We start from the raw sequence: 20,685 nt of genomic DNA, 5'->3' as shown, positions 1-20,685 counted from the left end.
TCAATAGGTTTACGTGAATTAATCTCCATTATTTAAAATTTTTTATTCATTTCTTCGTAAATAAAACTATGGATAAACATCCTTCATTCCATTAAAATGGAATCATCGTCTAAATTTAGGGGGATATTATGGGTATATTTCTAAGTTTTATAGGGGTTTTTTTGTTTATTGGGTTTATAGCAGGCTTGGTTTTATTTTTCATCAAACGAACAAGAAAACTTGGTAAGTTAACAGCCCCACTTTGTTTTGTGGCATCTATATTCTTTTTCTATTTGGGAGGACAGTTTTCAGACACAAGTTCTAGAAATAGAGACACAGGAACAGAATTAGGTGATAATACGAACATTACATCTTTAGATGAAGAAAAAAATGAAATTTCTTCTAAAGACAAGGAAGTATCTGTGTCAGATGATGATTCTACTGTTGTTCATGAATTAAATTGGTCAGAAAAGCAAAATGATACAACGTTTAAAATCGATCGTATTGGAATCGTTAAAGACGAAATGGAATCCGGTGCTGAGGGAACTATAGCTGTTCACTTTGTCATTGACAATGGAAGCAAAAAAGATATCTCAACTTTCCCGAACCAAGGTACCCTCCTTACCAATACTAAAGAACAGATAGATGCCAGTTTATCACTCAGTGAAGATATTGGGGGAGAAATTATGTCTGGAGCAAAAAAAGAAGGATATGTGCTTTATCCAATAAAAAAATTGAAGGATCCCAATGAAATCAAATCAGTCAGAATAAAATGGGATTTTTGGCCGGATAAAGATGTGACTACAAATGTAAAGGATTTTGATATTAATTTAACTTGGTGAGGAATCGTAAATGTATTCAGTTATAATGATCAACATACATAAAAATAAAGTTTAATTATTAAGAAGCCCCTTTCAAAATGAAAGAGGCTTCTTTTTATTCGTTTAACAAGGCAAACCATGCTTTCTGATAAACTTTCTGGCCAAACCCTTTAAATATAGACTTTGTGCTCTTAGACAAACGTTTTCTTGTCTTTTCTTCAGACATGATTTTTATTACCCTGTCTGCCAATTCATTTTGGGTTTTAACAAGATAACCATTTTTCTCGTTCTGTATCATATCTTTAGGGCCGTATTTAATATCATATGATGTTACTGGTGTACCTGCGGCTAAGCTTTCAAGAATGGTTAGTCCAAATCCTTCAGATTTTGAAGTGAGTATAGAACAAGCTGCTTTTTGATAAACCTCAATTTTGTTGTCTGTAAATCCTTTTAATTCAATATTTTTCGTTAAGTTTAATTTTTCAATTAGTTCTTGAAAGTATGTTTCATGCTCACCCGCGCCATAAATTTCGTATTTCGCATCTGGAATAACATCAACTACTTTTTTGAATGCCTTTATAGCCTCCTCTAGACCCTTCTCTTTATGATAGCGGGACAAAGTTACCGCTAGGTGCGGATTAACCTTAGAATTATCCTTCTCAGTGTCAGGTTTACTTATTCCATGTGGAATAACGCGATAATTCAATCGCTCTCCAAACTCGTTTGAAAAGTCATTTTTTTGTTCCTCAGTCAAAAACACAATCTGATCAAATTTATCAGGGTTCTTGAATAAAGCATTATATTGTTGACTTAATTCAAATTCACCCTTCTCATTTAAATCGTAATGATTAGTGTGCAACACAACAACTTTTCTCACATCAGATAATCTTTTATCCAATAATAAACTAAAATTTTTAGGGTTGTCAGACATGATGATTGGTGATTCAATCTCTTTTGTTCGATTAGCTATCCAATATGCCGCCAGGTCTTCTAGGTTCTTAAATTCTAAAGGCTTGGGATAGAAAAGATTGCAGCGGAATATCTCTTCATCTTTAGGCTTTAACCATGTTGTGAGATAACATTTCCCATCCTTTCCGAAATAACGATCTAACTTTGGTTTGTTGCTGAACAAATCCATTTGGCGTTCACGTACTAAATAACCATCCTCGTTATATTCTTCTCTGCGAAGCCTGTGTCTAGCTTCATTCATGTAATCAATATATGCAAGCCGTCCATTGTTATCGAACTTTTTGTACTTTACATACAGACCATCTTTGAAGTAACGAAAAGCATTGTTTGCTTTAAAAACGATGAAGCCTTCTTCTTCTTTATTCGGATCCCCTTTTATACGATGATCTTCTTTACTGTTCTTAGAAGGATCTAGATCATTGAATAAATTATAAACCCTCACTCTTTCATCGAGTTCATTGGCATTATAAAGATTTTGAATGATACTTTTATGATTCTTTTGAAAAAGAATGGTTAGAAATTGAGTTTCTTTATACTCTGAAATGAGTGTATTCGCTCTATGTATTGTTGCTTTGGTCATACCGCCTCTTTTTGTATTTAAGGAATTAAACAAAAAAACCGGACTAACGAGAGACATATTTTATCCCCTTTTCATATTTTCTTACTAGATTATATTACTATAAATGAAATTTTAATGAAATAGTCATATAAAAAGAGAACAATTACAGAAAAACCCTCCTTATATTAAGAAGGGGTCTTTAATCGATCCAAACTTAAGTCTGGTTTACGACCTATAAATACCGTCAGAAATTAAGCCATTCATCATCTAAAATTCTTACTGCATGTTCTGGCTTTGTAATGAAAGGCCATCAGCAAGGTACTGAGTTGTTTTTTATGTAATCAAACAAGACCTTCGAAAGTTCTTAACTTTCACTATATTTAGAGTTATGTTAGAATGAAATAGGAACATACGTTCTACATTTGTTGAGATTAGTTACTGTATTGTGGAGGATTGATGGTTTGAAAACAATTTTACTGTCTGATGGACGAGCCTTAAAATTAACGTTTGAAGAAACGAGAAAACATTTTCTGCCGATGATAAAAAAAACAATAAAAAAAACTAATAATAAATTTGTTTTTAACTTTATTGATGAGGAAGATTTTTCTCAAGAGTTAGAAATTGAACTTTGGAGAGCATATGAAGGTTATGATTTCAATTATGGAACGTGTTTCTCAACATATCTACATTACAAATTGAAAAAGGGAGTACGTAATGTAACATATTCTAGATACACTTTAAAAAATAAAAATAAAGGGATTTTATCTATAGATACCCTAGTAAATAAGAAAGACCTTAAACTGATTGACATATTGCCAACAATTGATTATTCACTGAGCAATCTTGAATCAAATGAACTTGTTAGAATTCTTCTAGAGAATACACCTCCACAAGATAGAGACGCACTTCAAGTAATACTTGACAGAGAGACTTTTTCTGTTTCAAAATATGCAGCAAAACATCAAATTTCTCGTCAAGCCGCTAACCAAAGAATTATTAAACTTCGAAAACACCTTCAAAATGTAATTTCCGAAAAATATCTCCATACCAACGATTAAGCTAACTATTTGCAATCCAAAGATCATTAATTATTTAATGATCTTTTATTTTTCTCTTTCTTTTCATCGTTTTCCTTAGTCTATTCCAAATTCTCTAAGCTATAAGATACATAATCAATACACGGAATTTTAATTTTAAATTTACATTTTTAAATTGCGGGATAGAATAGTAGCACTCAAGAAACTAAATAAGGAGAGGAGCTTTTTTATGACTATTTGTATTAACAAAAAAGGGTCAAGCGTTCCGGTCTACTCAAATTACGGATTAACTACATGGGGATCTAAAGTCGGAACAGTTAATTCTAATGAATTATTTGTTTTTTATGGGACGTTTACAGAAGCAAATGGTGCAGTTTCAATCGGTTTTTATTCACCTTCAGGATGGCGACAAGGATACGTCAAACCAAGTGCTGCCACTAGTTCATTTTTGACAAACGCTTATAAAGCGAAATACGGAACATCTGCCCATGGAGGAATTGCATTTAAAGTCCTTCATCGCCAATCTCGTATTTTTTCTGGCACAAACGTTATTACTACAGTAAAACCAGGCGGTAAGATTATCACTGATGGTTATTCATCTTCTGGATCATCTTATCCATACCGATTAAGTATTAAAGGATATATTCATGCTGGAAGCACCAAATACCATAAAGTAACGAATGGCTGGTGTGACACTGATTTAGAAATCGGGAAATCAATGTACAATACAGTTACAATCGACGGTAAGTGGGTATGAAAAAGAAAAAGCTAATACACTAATCAATATAAAAAGAGGCATAAAAATTCTAACTTATGCCTCTTTTTTATATCTTAATCTAATTTAGATCCTTTGCTAATCTCGTTATCCCCTCGTTTTATGTTTATATTGGCCTCTAAACAGTTGGATGTTCATAATAATCACTACATATAACCTCCCAAAAATTCTTTCTGCTACTTCAATAATGCTTCAAGTTTCGCCTTTGTATCTGGTCCGTAAATGCCGTCTTGACGAAGCCCATACATTGACTGGAAACGTTTCACTGCATTCGCCGTCTTCGGTCCATACGCACCATCAATACCAAAATTTTTTGCGTTTTTATCCGGATAATAATGAAGAGCCGCTAACGCAGTCTGGATCTGTTTTACAGATTCCCCGCGGGTTAACGGGTTTGTGACTTTAAAAATACCCGCAGGCAGGCTGAATTTTGATTTTTGAGTGGTTTTAGGCTTTGAGGCTTTTACCTTCTTTTTGCCGCCGCTTTTCAGCTCGTTATCGCTTTTGATATAGGAGACATTCACATATCCATGGAATGTCTGGCCTTTAGAATTGGTGTATTCAACATATCCCCATCCGTTGACAGTTGATCCAAGCTGATATTTTACAATCGTGCCATTCGGCAGGTTAAGCACCATGGAAGAAGAGGCGCTCCGTTGTGTACGTAAAACAAGGCCGTCACTTGAAACCACCGTGTTTTTGATGAATCTTCCTGTATCTGTATGGGTAACATCTGGATTTGATACCGCAGGCACCGTTACAACCTCGCCGGCCATTCTCTTTTTAACACGGGTCTTAAAATCGGCAAACCCTTTAGAGTTGCTTACCCATGGGGCAGGACAGATTTTGTGTGTAATGTCATAGTGCCGCACGATGTCATTGATCGGATCAAGTTTAAACTTCTTGCATAGCTCAGCACAAACTTGTTCTGCGCGGGCAATGGTATCAGGATGGAAAGTGCCGTTCTTTTCAATGCAAAGCTCCACGCCGATAGATAAGAAATTTGCATTCGGTTTCAGCGCCGCGACACCCCGGTAAGGCTGCCCGTTAACAATCTGTTGGACATCATTAGCATGATAAGCCACCTCATTCAACGGAATGATACAAATAGCCTCTGTACGATCGACAAAGATATGTGCAGATGCAAATGTCTGTTTCTTCTCAGACAGATTTCTGTTCTGGACGGGGAGCGTTTGACCAAAGTATCTATAATGGTTGGCAGCAGGCGCACCGGGGTTTGCCGTGTAATGCACCACCAGTTTCTTCACGCCGTTGTTTTTGATTCCCGGCCGCGTCCATTTGTTAATATCAATATATTGGTTTCTGTATGCTGACATAAAAATCTCTCCTATTCTGTTTTTGAATTCAAAAAAGCAGCCGGATTAACCAGCTGCCTGATCGTCTTTTTCTTTTGTCTGATCGTTATCGCTTTCAATTACGTGAAGCCGGTCAGTGATGACGGCCGGGATTTTAACGCCGATCTGCGCCAAATTCTCCGTAATGGACAGCCCTTCGTTTGCGATATAAAAAAGAACGGTTCCAAAGGTCAGAACACCGTTCAAATTTGTTATCGTATCAATAATGTTGGCGACGATGACCACCATAAAACTGAGCATCTTCCGCACATATCCAAACCATGCACTGCGGCTCCGGAGCTGCTTCATTTTCCATGCTTTTATAATGCCAGTGATAACATCCAAGATGCTGAGGATCAAAAGTAAATCAAGGTATTTCACCTCCCCGAATAGATATGTTCTTGCGATCTGTAAGCTTTCAAAATTCAACATCACTTGTATTCCCTCCATTGTTAATCACCTCCTTCGAGGCAAAATAAAAACACCTCTAGGGTGTTTATTAGCTCCCTGTCCCGCCCACATCCACACTGATTGGCTGTTCTGTAGCGGGATAGGTTAAACCAGTGATTTGTTTATATTGCTCTTCAGTAATTCTGTTCAATTCAACAAAACGGGCGACATTCGCGTTTGTATAATAATTCCGGCCCCAGCCATAAATGGTCTTGATATTTGTAAACCAATCCATTATGCTTTTCCTCCCTCTGCCAACATAAGAAGCAAGTCAGCCAATATTTTTGACTGTTCCTCGGCTGCGCTTTGAGCTTCTGCCAACTGCTCCATAATGACAGCATTCTGCTGTTTTAAAATATCAACAGCCGTTGGTCCTTGAACATTTTTTGCGTGCTCTAATATAGAATTCTTTTCTTCTCGTGTAGCCGATTCTATCCATACCTGTTTGCTAGGATCGAATTTCGCCTTAAAAAATGACGGTGGTTGAATTAGCGTGCAATTTTCAGGAATAATATAATTTCCTTGCTCATCTACTTCGCTAATAATAGAAGGTCCGATAAAAATAAAATCTTCTCCATACTTGTATGCTTGAATCATGTTGCAGTTCCTCCTGTTTGTAGCGGCACAGATACATCTATATAAAAACCATCTAATCTATTTGAATCAAGTGGCGTTGGATATTTAATCTTTAAGTCACCATCATCGTATACAATCAAATTTGCCGTTCCCCCGGTTCCGCTTAGAGCAACCGAAACGACAGCCCCTCCTATCGGCGTGTACTCAACTGGTATTGACCCAAAAATAATTTCAGCATCTACCCTTACGTGACCTCTTAATAACAACAAAGAACCCGATTTTGCATATATTGGCGTGCGTGTCCCCACGGTAGCACCGTTTTTCAGCGTAATATTTTGCCACACAGGATTTTCAAAATCATTATTTGTAATAATCCGTTTCCACCCTTTAAAAACGCCGTCAGTATGAACCGTGGTATGCCACAAAGTGTTATCATGGCTACGCCAAGCTATGATGGACTTTCTCCCGGAATCGCCTTCGATAACATCATAGTTGAACCAAGAACTATCATTTACAACAGGATTGTTTTTAACTGATGTGCCATTCGCATAATAATAACCTGAACTTAACGCTAGAACGTCTGTCTCATTTACTAATTGTGTTCGTTTTCCGTCATCCTTTGTCAACTTCGTCATCTGGCCGCCATTCCACTTGTCTTTTTCAGTTTTTGTTACGTGAATGTCCGTTTTATCGGCATGAATATCGACTTTTGACTGCGCGCCTTCCACTGACTCAAACTCACGCCATGACGTCCAAGAATCCGAGCCTGAGATTTTATTACGCATAAACTTTCGGCGGCCTGACGACGTTGAATCGTTGCTGCTATAGGACGTATATTCCTGATATGCATACGTTCCGTAGTTGTGGACGAATAGATACCCGTTATTATTCACGGGCGCATTTAATGCTGTCGTGACACTGCTCATATAGTATAAGCCTGTATCCGTTACCGTATTGAAATCAGCACCGCTTAGATACTTCGCCAGCCCATTATCTTCCGTTAATTTAAAGAGCTGTCCTGCATTCCATTTATCCTTTTCAATTTTTGATGTATGTCTTTCTCCGTTGTTATCGTGTTGTCGAAAAGCATAGTAATCAGCCTGTTTGATATTATCGACTTTATCAAGTCCAACTTGTGCCGCAGTAACCTTGTGCGGATTTGAAGTGTCAGAGGTGTGTTTGTCAAAATCCTCTTTCCTTGCTTGTACGTCATTTGTTACGGCAGATAGCCCTATCTGCGCTTTTGTTACTCCATGTGGGTTACTTTTATCCTTTGAATGCTTATCAAGATTCACCTGAACAGCGTCAGCCTTTTCTGCCGAGCCCTTTTTCGTTTCAACAGCTTCGAGATCGGCAAATTTCTCCCGTAATTCCTCAACGGTTTGACTGATTTCTTCAACGGTTTGGTTTACCCCGTCTCTCAGCGTTTCAAAGTCGTCAATGTAGTAGTCAGCTGTCGGAACGATGTTCTGATCTTCTAACGTTTTAGCGATAGAAAAGGTGAAAAATGAAGTTACCAGGGATTGTCCGTTTGTATAATATAGTTTGATTTCGGCCTTAACGGTTCCGTAATGCTTCAGTTCCTCATCAGACAAAATGTATTCAGCTGTACCATTGACTTTGTCTATAAGCGTAAGACTCTTTTTATAAAATGATCCGTCAGCATATAGCAGAACGATTTTTGCATCCAATGCTGACAAAGGCAACGGTACGCCATCCTTCACAAAAGAAAAGGACAGCTTGGCGCTGCCCGTATCTTGCGTCATAAATTGTATGTTAGTAGTTCGGCCGTTTGACCATCCGGCATTAATATCGAATGACACGCTCCCCGTTTTATACATCTTTGATCCCTCCCTTAATGCTGCGGCGTAACTAGCATCTGCGCTACCCCGTAACCTTTTTTCACATCGAACGGAATTTTGATTTTCATAACAGTTCCGTATCCGGCGCTTTCCGCCTTTGTTGCAACGCCATTGATGGCAGAAACACTATCGCCGACTGTTACTGTTTCGTCGATCCTAACGAAGACTTGACCGATCAAACCGATTACATGCCACTCGTCCCTTTCCTCTCTTGGTTTGTATTCCGCTTTAGGCTTATAATTCGGATTTTCAACAGGGATCTGAAGAATTTCATTTCCATCATTCACCTCACGATAAACCAGTCCGCCAAATTCATCGCGGAGATAACGATCATTCCAATAAAACGATGCTCCACCGAGCACAACGCCGGCTGTTTTTGAAACAACGCCAAGAATCTTGTCCCCTACATGAGCTTTACGAATCTTATCGCCTTCTAACGCAACAAGATAAGATGCCTCAATCTTTGAGCCGTCGGCAGATTCAAAATACTCCGCTAAGTCCTTTAAATTAGACACACTTTCAATAGCGCCTGTAGCTCGAACAGTCCCATTTTTAGCATTAAGTTCAATCTTTTTATTCGCTTCTGATGCGCTGCCATCACCGTGCCCCATCGCAAGGGAATAAGATTTACTATTCTTTGTAGCCTTTGAAAACATAACACCCGAAGAAGCTCCGTCTCCGGTCGTATGCGAATCGTACGAAAACATTACACCATTTCGTGATCCTTCTGTAGATGCTCCACCTGCGTTACCAGCAATCAGATTTCGCTCACCCTTTGCAATTGTTGATCCGGTATTTGCAATGATAGCACTGTAATTCGTAAGTGGATGCCCGGAAGATGTTGCTGCGCGGAAACCACCTTTAACGTTATTAGGAACGACAGAGTGCTTTTGGTCACCTAATACTGCCGCGTTTCTATAGCCATAAGCCCTTACTGCAAGGATGTTCGTTTGAGTATTCGGCGACGTAATGCCCGCTATACCATTCGAGCCGTGCAGTAAACCATTAACCAAATTTACATTGTATACGCCGCCTCCTATTCCGATCCCGTTAGGTGCTGATTCATGGCTTGCAAAATCGGAAATGAAGACATCATCTGTTCGTTGATCGCCGCCAACAATCCGAATGTCATATTCAGCAGTTTTAAATCCAGTTACTTGAAGATTGGTAACGTTTATCTTTCGACTTTTATATTGAAATGCAATAACTGAATCTCCTTTATAGTCGTATGTCGGATCCCCAATCGCTGTAAAACCAATGATTTTCACTCTCTGATATGCCGAAACAACTAGCGCCTTTGGAGCTAGTCCTTCATAAAGCGAATTGAACCTTGGTTCTCTTGACGTGCAGTCTACTAACGTCACATCACGTGCAGTCTCACTCCACGGATCCGTCGCTAAATGATGCCCAATGTGTCGCAAATCAAATGATCGGACGTCCCGAAAGGATTCATGACCTCGAATATGGACGTTACAAGGTGCCGGCCATTCTGCATGGGCCTTAACTTCTACCCCGCGGACGTTACCTTCAGTATAGTTATCAATCACCCATATATGCTTTGAACCATCATCTACTTCAATACCGTTTGAATTGGCCCCGCCTTTACGATGTGCCTTCCCGGTAGGGTTTGTCATAACATTATGTGTAATGAAAACGTATTCGCTGTAGTGTGTGGTAATGCCATCGTCACCATAACCAGAGCCAACACAGCGGTCAATCCAAATATACTTACTGCCAGTTGCGGTATAATTTTTAGCAGTTATATCATATGTCGGTGCAGTTATATCGAAGCAATGCAACCCCGGATTAATACCCTCAACTTCACGGATGATACCGAACTTGACTTGCGCAAATGTCAAGCAGCTTGAATGTATCCCGCCAGTCGCTCCTACACCGCCTTGTCGTTCCGGATTCCAATCAAGAGACATACCTTCAACAACAATATTCCGGTTGCCTAACGTATGATCAGCATTTGTAACAACCCACTCGCTGGCGGGTGTATCTTCATGGAGCTTAAGTGTAGTGACACCCATACCTTGACCAATCATATATGTCCAAGACGGAAGTTTGACTCCTTTAACAACATATGTGCCGGCTGATAGCATGAGGCGAACCTTACCAGTACCAATTGCCCTTTTAAACGCTTCTGAACTATCGGTTTCTCCGGTTGGATCAGCACCGAAGTCATCTACATTGACGGTTCGTTTAATCTTTTGGAGAAGCTTATTATACTCTTTATCCAGCCGCTCCTTGAGCAATGGAGTTATATTTCCTTCAGCATCAACCCGCGCATCCACAACTTCTTTTACATTTGTTCCATCAGCATTTAAAATCAGGTTGCGTATCCGGTTATATAGACCATCGATATATGAGCGTAAAGAAAAGCCGCCATGGTCAATTTGCTCCGACGAGTGGGCTTTATTGCTCTTTTTATGGCTGTTTATCTCGTTTTCAAGACTATTCAATCCGTTTTCAACGGTCTCAGCATCTGCTCTTTGTTCAGCAATATACCTTGCGTTTCTAGTAGTGTCATAATCCTTGATTAACTTGAATCCCAATGTGTCACTCTCCTTTCAAGACAAAATAAAAAACACTCTTAAAAAGAGCGCTTCTAAATCATCATTCTCAGTTTTTGTACATAACGCTTTTGATCTTTTAATCGCTTTTCTTGCTCCATCCGGATATCCTGAATATCTTTACGGAAATTAGCAAAGTTCAATGTTGGCTTTGCATATGGATTTAAGGGCTTATATTGAATGGAAAGCAGCCGGACATCGTCTTCATAGGTTACGCCATAAACTGTATCAGCCAACACATGAAGAGTGTCTCCTTTCCAAAAATCATCTTGTATGTCAAGAAGCTTCGGCTCATAGATGTATTCATAATCCACCTCGATTTCCATTTTAGGGTAAGGATTCACGTATTTTTTAAGCGCCTCCATCATGCTGGACTCTTTTTTATAACGCTCGTCGCGCAGTGGCTCAGCCCACCGCGGCATGCCATCAAGCAGGAACTTATTTTCGTCAGGGTGCTTGTAAAGGACCGGCTCAAAGACGTACTCTGTTTTTTTGCTGTCGGTGCCGCTGTTTTCCTTTATTGCTCCGTATCCCCGTGCTCGGGTAGAGCAGCCGTCTGTCGATGTTTTAATTTTAATGCCGGGCATATTATAACGAGAGTCCAGAGTGTGATTGATACGCTTTCCCATCTTTTTATAGATGTAAATCTTGTAATTATCTACATCCAGTTCTAAACCGTAGTCTTCCACAATTTCGCTTATCAGCTCATTCGCAAACTTGTCACCAAAATTCTCCTGCTCTACACTTTCAAATTCACTTTCCTCGTCTTTGAAAATATAAGAGAATTTCGTCCCCTTCAATGTGAAATCAAGCATTTTTCGTACAGTCAGTGTACCGCTGATCGTCTCTTCTACATAATGGTTATTCAAAACAGCAACGAAAACATGGCTTGCAGAAACTTTCTTGCTGAGTGTCTTTTCCTGATCGACTTCGATCATCGTGATAAAGTATTTTTGATGGTTAAATTTCTTTTCATCCAGGTAAAGAATATTGTCATTTATGAGCAAATCATATTCAATGCCATTATCAGCAGTTCGAGTGATCGTAAACTCAATATCTTTTTTTCCGGTGGTGTCATCTAGCAGATCTGGATCGGCACCAATGACTTCGACCACTTGATTTCCGTCTTGACTGGAAACATGCAGTTGAGGGAAATAAACGTCTTTCGGCAAATTTTGATTCAGCGTAATGTCTTTACCATCATAATCTTTACTTGGTATGTCTGGCTCAGGATCTGGTGTACTCGGATTACTCGGTTCGTCTGGTACTCCCTCGGTTGTATCATATTTCGTTAATTTATAGGTGAAAATGAGGCTGTTCAATTTTGTTGCGTAATTTGGGTCGGTAGCATACCCGGCTTTGACGAGAGCCGCAGTTGCTTTCTGATAGTCTGTTTCCCCGACGACAGCTTTATAATGGTTTTTGTCCCAGCTAAGGCCATTTAAGTACAGGTTCGCCAGGTCTTGTATAGATTCTTTCCATGAAGGGTACTTCCTGAATTTAGCCGGAACTTGTACGTTTTCTCCGTTGATAACTTCCCATGTTTGCATGATGACATATTGGCCGTTGTATTCGCCCTTCATACCGAAAAGGTTATGTCCTTTTGTCGCCAATTCACTTGTGCCCCAAGCGCTTTCTAAGCATCCTTGCGCAATGATCAGTGATGCGAGAATACGGTGCTTTTTATATATTTGCTGGGCGTCTCCGGCAATCTCTTTAATAAAATCTGTATTCGCCATATATACCGCCTGCCTTACAAGTAGTAAAACCGTGTGTCAAATTCTATGCCAAAATCATCGGCATTTTGAATTTCAAACTCATTCCAGCCAATTTCGAGATTCGGCAGACGTCCAGATGTTTTTATCGGTTTATTATTGAGCAGCGCGTATTGCTTTAAAAATGATACCTGCTGTGACTTCTTCAACTCTTTTTCAATCGTTAATTTCTCGCCATTGGTATGATTGATTAGCGTTACATTCTTCCCTTCGGCGTTCAATAGGACGTTATACGCGTGATCTAGTGGATTGATTTGGACATCTCCGGAATTAAAGACAGAGAAACGTTTCTGATTCTTAAAATAATAGGCCAGGTTGTCATCTGATTGCAGGTTCATACCAATGTTCCAGTTCTCTCCTGACTGATTCTGCGCTGTTTTGGTTGAATGCTTAGATTCTGCCATTCCGGTAATATTGGTAAACTCGACAGAAAAAACAGCATGTGTTTTCTCCTTTTCTTTGGAAATGCTGAAATTCCCATCACACATAACAAGGAAACGGCGATTCGGCCATAAGTCAGTAGAAATATAATAGGCAAATGGCTTCACCAATAAAGCATAGAGCTGATGCCTAAGCATGTAAAAATTATTGTGAATTTTCGAATTCAAATATATTTCTACAGTGACCTTCCTTGATGAATAGGTCACATCACGTGGATGCTGTGCTGAGATAACACCATGACGCCGCGGGATCGTAATTGTTTCCCGATTGATAGCCGGCGCTTCCGCCAAAAAACTCAATACTTCAAATTGAGGGAGCAAGCCGTCAAGGCTCTGCTCCCCCAATCCGTTATCAAAATCCAAAAATAGTTTTACCAAGCAGGCTTACCCCCATTTCTATATTGTTTTCTTCTATATCGGTCAGCGCTCGTTTGGTCTACTCGGGCACCGTCAATATAGGTGTTGTTATCTTTTAAGACCAGTTGTTGCAGTAGCTGAATGTTCTGCTGGAGAGCGTCGATCTGCTGCCCCATCATGCTGATTTGCCTTTCTTGATTCTCCACGACCCGAGTCATATCGATATTGACACTTCTATCATTTTCAGGCTGTGCTGTGGATGCTTTTTGGAGTAATAGCAAAGCCTTTGAGATCATCCCTTCTTGCAGTGAAGGCAGTACGCCAAGCTCACGCCCAACCCGCGCCCACAATCCGATATTCCTTTCGCGGTATGCCGGATCTTTCGTAATGGTGGTTTCATCGTACCCTCGTTCGTTGAGGACGGCGAGCTTGGAGCCGCCGCGCCCCGGAGAAGTACCGCCCTTTGCATACCCCACATACGGACCGCCGCGCGCCATTGATTTCAAGCCGGGATGATTTGATATATCTCCATATCGCCCTTTGATGTAATTAATGGCCGCCAGAATGTTGTCCACCGGATTAAGTATGTTGTTATGACCCGGAAATGCGTTAGAGGAAAACGTACTCGGAATGGTCTGCATTAACCCCCTTGACGGGTTTCCTGCTCTTGCATTGGAATCTGTAAGGTTAATGGCATTCGGATTTCCTCCTGACTCTTTCATGGCAATCGTGATTAAGCCGGGAACCCATGAAAACGGGACACCAGCAATGCCGACCGCTTCCGATACCCATTTTTGGACCTGGGCAGATCCGGTTGCTCCTTTATAGGCATCTGCAGTAAAAAATCCCACATCCGGCAAGACCCCTTTTAAGAATTGAAGGGCACCGCTTTTTAGCGTTTTGAGAATACCAGTCCCTAACCCGTCTATTCCGGTTCCTGTTTTAAACGGGATCATGCCTTTGAAAATGCTGCTGATTATCTTTTTCGGCCCTTTCATAATCATTTCCATAGCGTTAGTAGCGACATCCTTCGTTTTGCCAATGACATTCTTCCCGACAGAGACAGCGCCTTTCACCAGATTTTTTGATCCCTCAAACGCATTTTTAAAGAAGTTTCCGACCCCATTTGCATAACCGGGAAGCCCTGTGGCAGCTGCTTCTTTCGACTGAGCGTGCGGAAGAACAGACGTGCCACGCGGAAGATCCCACACTTGCGGGCCGTCCATTCCGACAATGTAAGTGCCGATACCGGGCGTGTGAGCAAGCTCCCATCCTTCTTCGCCGACTAATGCCCGGCCGCCTGGGTGGAAGTCTGTTCCTTTGGCATAGGCTAAGCCTGGTGCAATTTGCATTGTGGAAGACTGGCGACTATCGTACCCTGCTGGTTTCCATTCTGGAATTGTAGGCGCATGAACAAATTTTAAAAATGCATTTATCCCATCAGTAATGGCATTTACTTTGGTTGCCAAATCAACTTTGAATAGATCCCATTTCCCGAGCACTTCTCCTGTTTCCCAATCAACCTGATCAATATGCCCTTCAGCTTGCTTCTTCGCTTCCTTTACGACACCTTTGTGAGTTTCTTCTGCTTCATTAATTGTCTTTTTGGCCTGACTCCTTGCGTTTTTAACGGTTTTATCGTGCTCTTTTTGAGAAATTGATCCTTTTACATAACGCTGCTCATCAGCGGCATCAATAACAGCATCACGTTGTTTCTCAGCTGCTTTAATTGTTTTCTCTTTTGCCTTGTTACTGTCTTTTATAACAGCAGCCGCTTGTTTAGCAGAAAGATTAGACGTCTCTTCTTTTAACTTTTTAGATATCTTTGTCTGTTCAGCCTTGCTTCGTGAAAGTGCAGTCTCCATTTCAGCAAGCATTTCGCCTTGAATTTTAGCTATTTCTTTATTTTCTTTGTCTGTAGTTTCCCGATTTTCACGGGCAGCAGTTCTATAAATTTCATCCACTCTGTCAACATACTTTTGGATCTTCTTTTGTTTTTTCTTGTTATAGGCATCGATTTTGCCAATGATTTTATTTTCTTCTTTGTCAGACATTTCGTTATTAGAAGCATAAAATTCTTTCAGCACTTTAGTTGCATTGTTAGCGCTGGTTTTGTATCCGTTTTTCAAAGAATCTCCCATGTCTTTAAAGCGCTTTGACATGTCATCTGCAATATCGTTCGTGATGGTAGCATTGGTCGCTTTCAGGGTGTTCAGCTTAGCAGTAGCCTCTATGTTCATGTCTTCATAGGCGTTTACAGCTTTTGCTGTGGATTTTGATACACCGTCTCCAAATTCAATTGTCGCCGGGAGTACTCGTTTCTTTAAATTGTCGTAATACTTAAACCCGGCATCAGCTAATAGAGTCACACCCGTAATGAGCGCGCCGACTGGTCCGCCTAACAATCCAAGCCCACCACGTAAAAGACCGACAACGGCAGTACCTTTTTTAAGTATGTTAAACAGGCCGAAACCGCTTTTTGCAAGCTTCATAAATCCGCCTGCCCCTTTTACAGCATTTAATCCGGTTTTGATAATTCCGGCACCGAACTTTAACAGCTCAGGAGCAAAGGTAAGAACGAGTCCGGCAATTGTCCCGATTGGACCGCCGAAAAGAGTTAGACCAGTACCGGCCACCCGGGATGCGCCGCCAAGCCCGCGCATCGCTTTCGAGCTTCTATTTGTCGATTGCTCCAGTCGGCCCACTCGTGTTGCTGCCACGGCGTTTGTTTGGTTGAGCCTTTCCATTCGGGTGGCTGCTACCGTTGCTGCAGTGGAAGTTGTCGCAATGCCAGCTGCCGCTGTTCGGGATGCAGCGCCTGCCGCAACGGCTTCAGCCGTATAAACGCCGAGACTTGCCGATGCCCGATTGACGTTACCGGTTAAATATCCCCCCGCCGTGCGGAGCATGTTCCATCCTGCTGCGATCCTCGGTAATGCCCCGATTAACAGCAAGGCAGCCCCGCCAAAAAGAGAAAATACTGTTACAGCTCCGGCCGTAATAGCAATTGTGCTTGCGACGGAGTTCGGTAAGGCGTCGAACCATGTCACTAATGAAGTCAGGCCGTCAGTAGCAGCTCTGATGATCGGTATAAACTGGTTTCCCATGGTGATGACGGCGTTGTTTGTTGCAGATTTCAGATATTCTACAGATCCGGCCAGGTTGTCCATCTGCGTGTCAGCCACTTTTTCAGCAATACCGCCGCTGTTTTCTATTTCCTTTGTGAATTCTTCCAGCTTATCTTTACCTGCATGCATGAGCGTGATAAATCCAGATATAGCATGTTGTCCGGCCAGCTGTTTAGCGATCCGGATCTGTTCTGTTTCAGTATAATTTTTTGTTTTTTCTGTGATCTGCCCCATGATGTCGGCCAGCGGGCGCATCTTTCCGGTAGAGTCTGTCACTTTTAAACCTAATTCTTCAATAGCCGAAGCCGCAGGTTTAGGCGGAGCCGCTAAACGAGTAAGCGTCGATCGAAGTGCTGTACCTGCCATGTCTGCCTTTATTCCGCTGTTTGCCAGAATACCGGTTGCCGCAGCCAACTCTTCCATACTGAGACCTGCTGTTTTAGCAGCCGGAGCTGCATATTTCATCGTTTGACCAATCTCCTGCAAAGTGGCATTGGAGTTCGTGAACGTATACGTCATTGCATCGGCAACACGGTTTGTGTCCTCTGCCTTAATATGAAATTCGGTTAAGATGTCAGAAACGATATCAGCCGTTACGCCGAGGTCAGTTTGTCCGGCGGCTGCCGTCGCAAGCAAGCCGGGCATAGCGCCGATAATTTGATTCGTCTTATATCCGGCCATCGCTAAATACTGCATGCCTTCGGCTACTTGCCCATCCGTATACTGTGTGACGGCGCCAAGATGACGGGCTGTTTCTGTTAATGATGCCAATTGATCGTTCGTTGCGTTCGCCAAGGCGGCGACACGGCTCATATCTTTCTCGAAGCTCGCTGCGGCCTTAACGGTTGCACCGATCCCAAGCGCTCCGGCGGCACCAATTCCCGCTAATGCCTTTCCTGTGGCTGTTGCAGATTTATAAACAGCGTTTAGCTCTTCTGATACATCCTTTGAATCCTTTTTAAAAACAGAAAAAATGCCTGCAGCCCGACTGCTGCTGTCTGACATGGTCTGAAACTCTTTGCTGACTTTATTCAGTTCTTTGCCGAGATTCTCATGAACCGCAATAGCATCATTCAAACGCCGCGCTTGAATCTGTGTCTCACGGTTGTCTTTTCCTTTTTGTCTGACCAGTTCTTCATACCGTTGACGGTGTTCCTGAACTAATCTGCCTTGAATCTTATACTTATTGCTTAAGCCCTCCATCTGTGATTGCAAGAGCTTTGATTGGTTGCCAGCATTTTTATAAATGCTTCCGGCTGCCTTCATTTCTGAATTTGCCAGGCGCATCTGCCTTTTTAAGCCTTCAATACCCCGGTTAAATCCTGTATCATCAAGACCGACCTTAACGACCATATTTCCTATTGGTTGAGCCATATGTATCCACCCCGCTTTCCTGGCAAAGATTCAACAAAAAAGACAGGCTATAAGCCCGTCTAAAAGAAGACATCTTCAAATTTCACTTCTTCTGGTTTATTGGTTTCGGTCAATATCTCTAAATAGTGATATATGTCCATCTCGTCAATTGCGTTCATACTCCACCCTTGTTGCAGGAGAGTAGCGTAAATTTCATTTATTTGCTCGATTCCGCGCTCGTAGGTGTATTCTTCTCCGTCTGTTCCGGCAAAAAATCCTGATCAGCAGCCTCAATTTCTTTATAGCCGGCAACTTCCGAGAGAATGCGGCTCACTTCTTTCGCAACTTCAAAAGATTCCAGCCCCTCAAATAATTGATCATAAGTAAATTGATTGCGGAATATCCCAACAATAAATTGCAGCTGTTTTTCGAGGATTTTGATGCTTTTCTCCAAATTATCCGCTGTTTTTTCCGCTTCTGCATTTAATCGTAATGCTTCAAGAAGTGTTTTTGTATTTGTCCGGGGTGCAATAAATGTTTTGAATTTCTTTTCATCTTCGAACCATAGTTTAATAGAGATATGTTTTTGAGCCATGTTGACTCCTCCTTTTTATACGAATACAAAGGGAAGGAAGCTCTTAAGCTTCCCTAATCCCTAAGTTAAGCACCTAGATCTGTACTTGTTTTTTGATCGGAAGTGGATGATGTATAGGCACTGCCATACACTTTTTCATAAAACTTATCTAAATCGAAATTAGGAGCATCTTCATCCGCGATCACTTTATATACATCATCTTGGTCTCTTTCAAGAAATTCAGCTGACAACTTAGAAGTTTGAAAGTCCACTTTTTCTTTTTTTGTATTCCAGTCGTCATCAGGCAGCGTAAACCGACCTTGGACTAAGCCGACATATCGTCTTTTTCCATTAGCTTTCACACCAAAGAAAGTCATAGCAATCCAAGGCGGAGTAACATTCTTTTTAAATAAATAAAGTCCGTCTGTGGTTTCCTCTATCCCAAACAAATTGACAAGGTGTTCTGGCGGAACATCTCTCATCTCTAAGTCTAATTTCGTTGAACCAGTTGAAACAGCAAGGTCAACTACCTTGTTATCAGCATATTGCTTTTCTGTAGATGAATCAGTTGCCATCTTTGCATTTATTGCATGTGGATAGTCGACAATCTTGCTGGCAACCCACAAGCCGTTTTCTTTTTTTAATGGTGCGTATTGAACGCCTTCTAATCCCACCATTGAGCTGTATTCAGGCATCATAAAACCTCCGATTATAGTAAAATGTTTGCCTCAAACCGATAACCTTTCCGAATGAGGCGCTCTGATTGTAGAAATTCATTGATAAGAACTGTCGTTTGAAAATCCAGTTTTCCCATAACATCCAAGATAGCCGCCATAATTGGATCACACGACTGGTTGTGATACACATCAATTTGATACAAAGTGCTATCTTTAATTGGATGCCCGTCTGCCCATTCAGTCGTTCTGTATTCTAATTCTTGAACCACAATGTAAGGTGGTTGGCTTTCCAAACCTTCTGGCACAGCCAGTTCATAGATGTTTTCAGGGCCAGTCAGCATTAAAAGCGCTGGATCTTTTTCCAGCGCTTCAAATACTTTATTTTTTAGTTGTGATGATCTTTCTACTAGATTCACAGTTTAAAGCCTGCCTTTATGACTTTTTCCATTGCATCAAGTATCTTGTCATTCGCCTTTACCATACTCCGGTGAATAAATGGATTGGCAGCTTGATGGAGCGTACCGAATTCCGGCAAGTGAACACGGAATTTTGTATCTTTTGTAGGGCCTACAACTGCGTATATCTCTCCGTCTTCATCCCTTCTGATTCGGCTGCCAACGATAATATCCTCATCAATGTGATGGTGGCTGCCGCCGATGGCAGAGCGCGGCGCTTCATCGTTGATCTCTGCCGCTAAAATTGTTCCTCCTGCTTTCACAGCTGCTTTATGGATTTTTTCATCCTTACGGGCCAGTTCTGCGAAAGTGGACTCCAATTCTCTAAAACCTTTCAATTCCAGTTCGAAATTCATTTAACTCACCACATTTGCCTTGATCGTAATAAAATGGCGGCGCGAATAGTTCGGCAAGATAGCCTCAATTTCATATGAATCGCCCTGAAAGACGATTCGCATATGTTCATTGATATCTTCCCGGTGCCGGATTGTAAATTGAACTGTTTTTTCTTTTTGTATGGCCGCTGCAGCATAATATTCCCGGCCCTTTAAGCCCTCCGCCTTTGCCCAGCATTCAATAACTGTTTCCCACCTATCATTTCCCTCAACAGGCAGACGGCCGCCGGGCTTCTTTTTTTGAAATTGAATGCGGTAACGCATATCATTCAGCATCTGACGCCCTCCCCGGCAATGTATATTTCAGCTGATTGATTAACGAGGTCAGCACACCGTCTAAATTAGATGTTGTACCAGCTATTTCCCTGTTCTCATACCAATGTGCCACAAAAGCATTTACGCACATGGCGGCCCGGGCTGATTGATTGGGAAAAGCAAGGCCCGTTGCCGAAGTGATGTATTCTTTTGCGGAGGCAATGAACGCGAGAATTAAATCGTCCTCCAGGTCACCATCAACCCGGAGGAATTTTTTCGCTTTTTCTAATTCTATTTTTTCAGCTTCTGTCATCTGG

General features: G+C 41.3%; 19 protein-coding genes. 3 read left to right on the top strand and 16 right to left on the bottom strand.

Going from position 1 to position 20,685, the window contains the following annotated elements:
- Window positions 1-128 precede the first annotated feature (128 nt).
- The gene (locus AC3WTF_RS03075; protein WP_014418178.1) at window positions 129-821 is read left to right on the top strand and encodes a hypothetical protein; all 693 of its coding nucleotides are present in this window, start codon (window positions 129-131) and stop codon (window positions 819-821) included.
- Between the two features lie 94 nt (window positions 822-915).
- On the opposite strand, the gene AC3WTF_RS03070 is transcribed toward AC3WTF_RS03075, so the two are convergent.
- On the bottom strand, window positions 916-2,406 hold the full coding sequence (locus tag AC3WTF_RS03070; protein ID WP_492314190.1) for a glycosyltransferase: 1,491 nt from the start codon (window positions 2,404-2,406) through the stop codon (window positions 916-918).
- Between the two features lie 383 nt (window positions 2,407-2,789).
- Here AC3WTF_RS03070 and AC3WTF_RS03065 point away from each other — a divergent pair, with 383 nt between their 5' ends.
- Window positions 2,790-3,386 (top strand): sigma-70 RNA polymerase sigma factor region 4 domain-containing protein, encoded by a 597-nt coding sequence (locus tag AC3WTF_RS03065; RefSeq protein WP_492314189.1) that lies wholly within the window; start codon window positions 2,790-2,792, stop codon window positions 3,384-3,386.
- A 208-nt stretch (window positions 3,387-3,594) separates the two neighbouring features.
- On the top strand, window positions 3,595-4,122 hold the full coding sequence (locus AC3WTF_RS03060; RefSeq protein WP_040221738.1) for a hypothetical protein: 528 nt from the start codon (window positions 3,595-3,597) through the stop codon (window positions 4,120-4,122).
- Between the two features lie 194 nt (window positions 4,123-4,316).
- Here the strand turns inward: AC3WTF_RS03060 and AC3WTF_RS03055 are convergent, their stop codons facing one another.
- From AC3WTF_RS03055 to AC3WTF_RS02985, 15 genes are all read right to left on the bottom strand, one after another.
- Entirely contained in the window at window positions 4,317-5,477 is a 1,161-nt protein-coding gene (locus AC3WTF_RS03055) for an N-acetylmuramoyl-L-alanine amidase (protein WP_439390285.1), read from the bottom strand.
- A 45-nt stretch (window positions 5,478-5,522) separates the two neighbouring features.
- Complete coding sequence (locus AC3WTF_RS03050; protein ID WP_040221739.1) at window positions 5,523-5,945, bottom strand: phage holin family protein; 423 nt, start codon at window positions 5,943-5,945, stop codon at window positions 5,523-5,525.
- A gap of 49 nt (window positions 5,946-5,994) precedes the next feature.
- The gene (locus AC3WTF_RS03045) at window positions 5,995-6,180 is read right to left on the bottom strand and encodes an XkdX family protein (protein WP_032863638.1); all 186 of its coding nucleotides are present in this window, start codon (window positions 6,178-6,180) and stop codon (window positions 5,995-5,997) included.
- Complete coding sequence (locus AC3WTF_RS03040) at window positions 6,180-6,542, bottom strand: YomQ N-terminal domain-containing protein (RefSeq protein ID WP_043021780.1); 363 nt, start codon at window positions 6,540-6,542, stop codon at window positions 6,180-6,182. The genes AC3WTF_RS03045 and AC3WTF_RS03040 overlap by 1 nt, the downstream gene beginning before the upstream one ends.
- Window positions 6,539-8,362 (bottom strand): XkdV family phage structural protein, encoded by a 1,824-nt coding sequence (locus AC3WTF_RS03035; RefSeq protein ID WP_492314188.1) that lies wholly within the window; start codon window positions 8,360-8,362, stop codon window positions 6,539-6,541. The genes AC3WTF_RS03040 and AC3WTF_RS03035 overlap by 4 nt, the downstream gene beginning before the upstream one ends.
- A 14-nt stretch (window positions 8,363-8,376) precedes the next feature.
- Complete coding sequence (locus tag AC3WTF_RS03030) at window positions 8,377-10,941, bottom strand: peptidase G2 autoproteolytic cleavage domain-containing protein (protein WP_492314187.1); 2,565 nt, start codon at window positions 10,939-10,941, stop codon at window positions 8,377-8,379.
- A gap of 53 nt (window positions 10,942-10,994) precedes the next feature.
- Complete coding sequence (locus AC3WTF_RS03025; protein ID WP_492314186.1) at window positions 10,995-12,698, bottom strand: phage tail spike protein; 1,704 nt, start codon at window positions 12,696-12,698, stop codon at window positions 10,995-10,997.
- 14 nt (window positions 12,699-12,712) lie between these two features.
- Window positions 12,713-13,552: a phage tail family protein gene (locus tag AC3WTF_RS03020; RefSeq protein ID WP_043021776.1), complete on the bottom strand. Its 840-nt coding sequence runs from the start codon at window positions 13,550-13,552 to the stop codon at window positions 12,713-12,715.
- Entirely contained in the window at window positions 13,546-18,033 is a 4,488-nt protein-coding gene (locus AC3WTF_RS03015) for a phage tail tape measure protein (RefSeq protein ID WP_492314185.1), read from the bottom strand. The genes AC3WTF_RS03020 and AC3WTF_RS03015 overlap by 7 nt, the downstream gene beginning before the upstream one ends.
- 196 nt (window positions 18,034-18,229) lie before the next feature.
- Window positions 18,230-18,607 (bottom strand): phage tail assembly chaperone G, encoded by a 378-nt coding sequence (gene gpG, locus AC3WTF_RS03010; protein ID WP_014418189.1) that lies wholly within the window; start codon window positions 18,605-18,607, stop codon window positions 18,230-18,232.
- A gap of 65 nt (window positions 18,608-18,672) precedes the next feature.
- Window positions 18,673-19,281, bottom strand: coding sequence for a major tail protein (locus AC3WTF_RS03005; protein WP_085342116.1), 609 nt, complete (start codon window positions 19,279-19,281; stop codon window positions 18,673-18,675).
- Window positions 19,282-19,295: 14 nt separating this feature from the next.
- Complete coding sequence (gp17, locus tag AC3WTF_RS03000) at window positions 19,296-19,679, bottom strand: tail completion protein gp17 (protein ID WP_014418191.1); 384 nt, start codon at window positions 19,677-19,679, stop codon at window positions 19,296-19,298.
- The gene (locus tag AC3WTF_RS02995; RefSeq protein WP_492314184.1) at window positions 19,676-20,074 is read right to left on the bottom strand and encodes an HK97-gp10 family putative phage morphogenesis protein; all 399 of its coding nucleotides are present in this window, start codon (window positions 20,072-20,074) and stop codon (window positions 19,676-19,678) included. The genes gp17 and AC3WTF_RS02995 overlap by 4 nt, the downstream gene beginning before the upstream one ends.
- Window positions 20,075-20,389 carry a phage head closure protein gene (locus tag AC3WTF_RS02990; protein ID WP_335433449.1) on the bottom strand — a complete coding sequence of 105 codons (315 nt, stop codon included), beginning with the start codon at window positions 20,387-20,389 and terminating at the stop codon, window positions 20,075-20,077.
- Entirely contained in the window at window positions 20,379-20,681 is a 303-nt protein-coding gene (locus tag AC3WTF_RS02985) for a head-tail connector protein (RefSeq protein WP_014418194.1), read from the bottom strand. The genes AC3WTF_RS02990 and AC3WTF_RS02985 overlap by 11 nt, the downstream gene beginning before the upstream one ends.
- Window positions 20,682-20,685 lie beyond the last annotated feature (4 nt).

This window comes from Bacillus sp. EB106-06-01-XG163, assembly GCF_058791615.1.
Note: the sequence above shows the minus strand (reverse complement) of the source record. Positions and strands in the feature narration are given on the sequence as shown.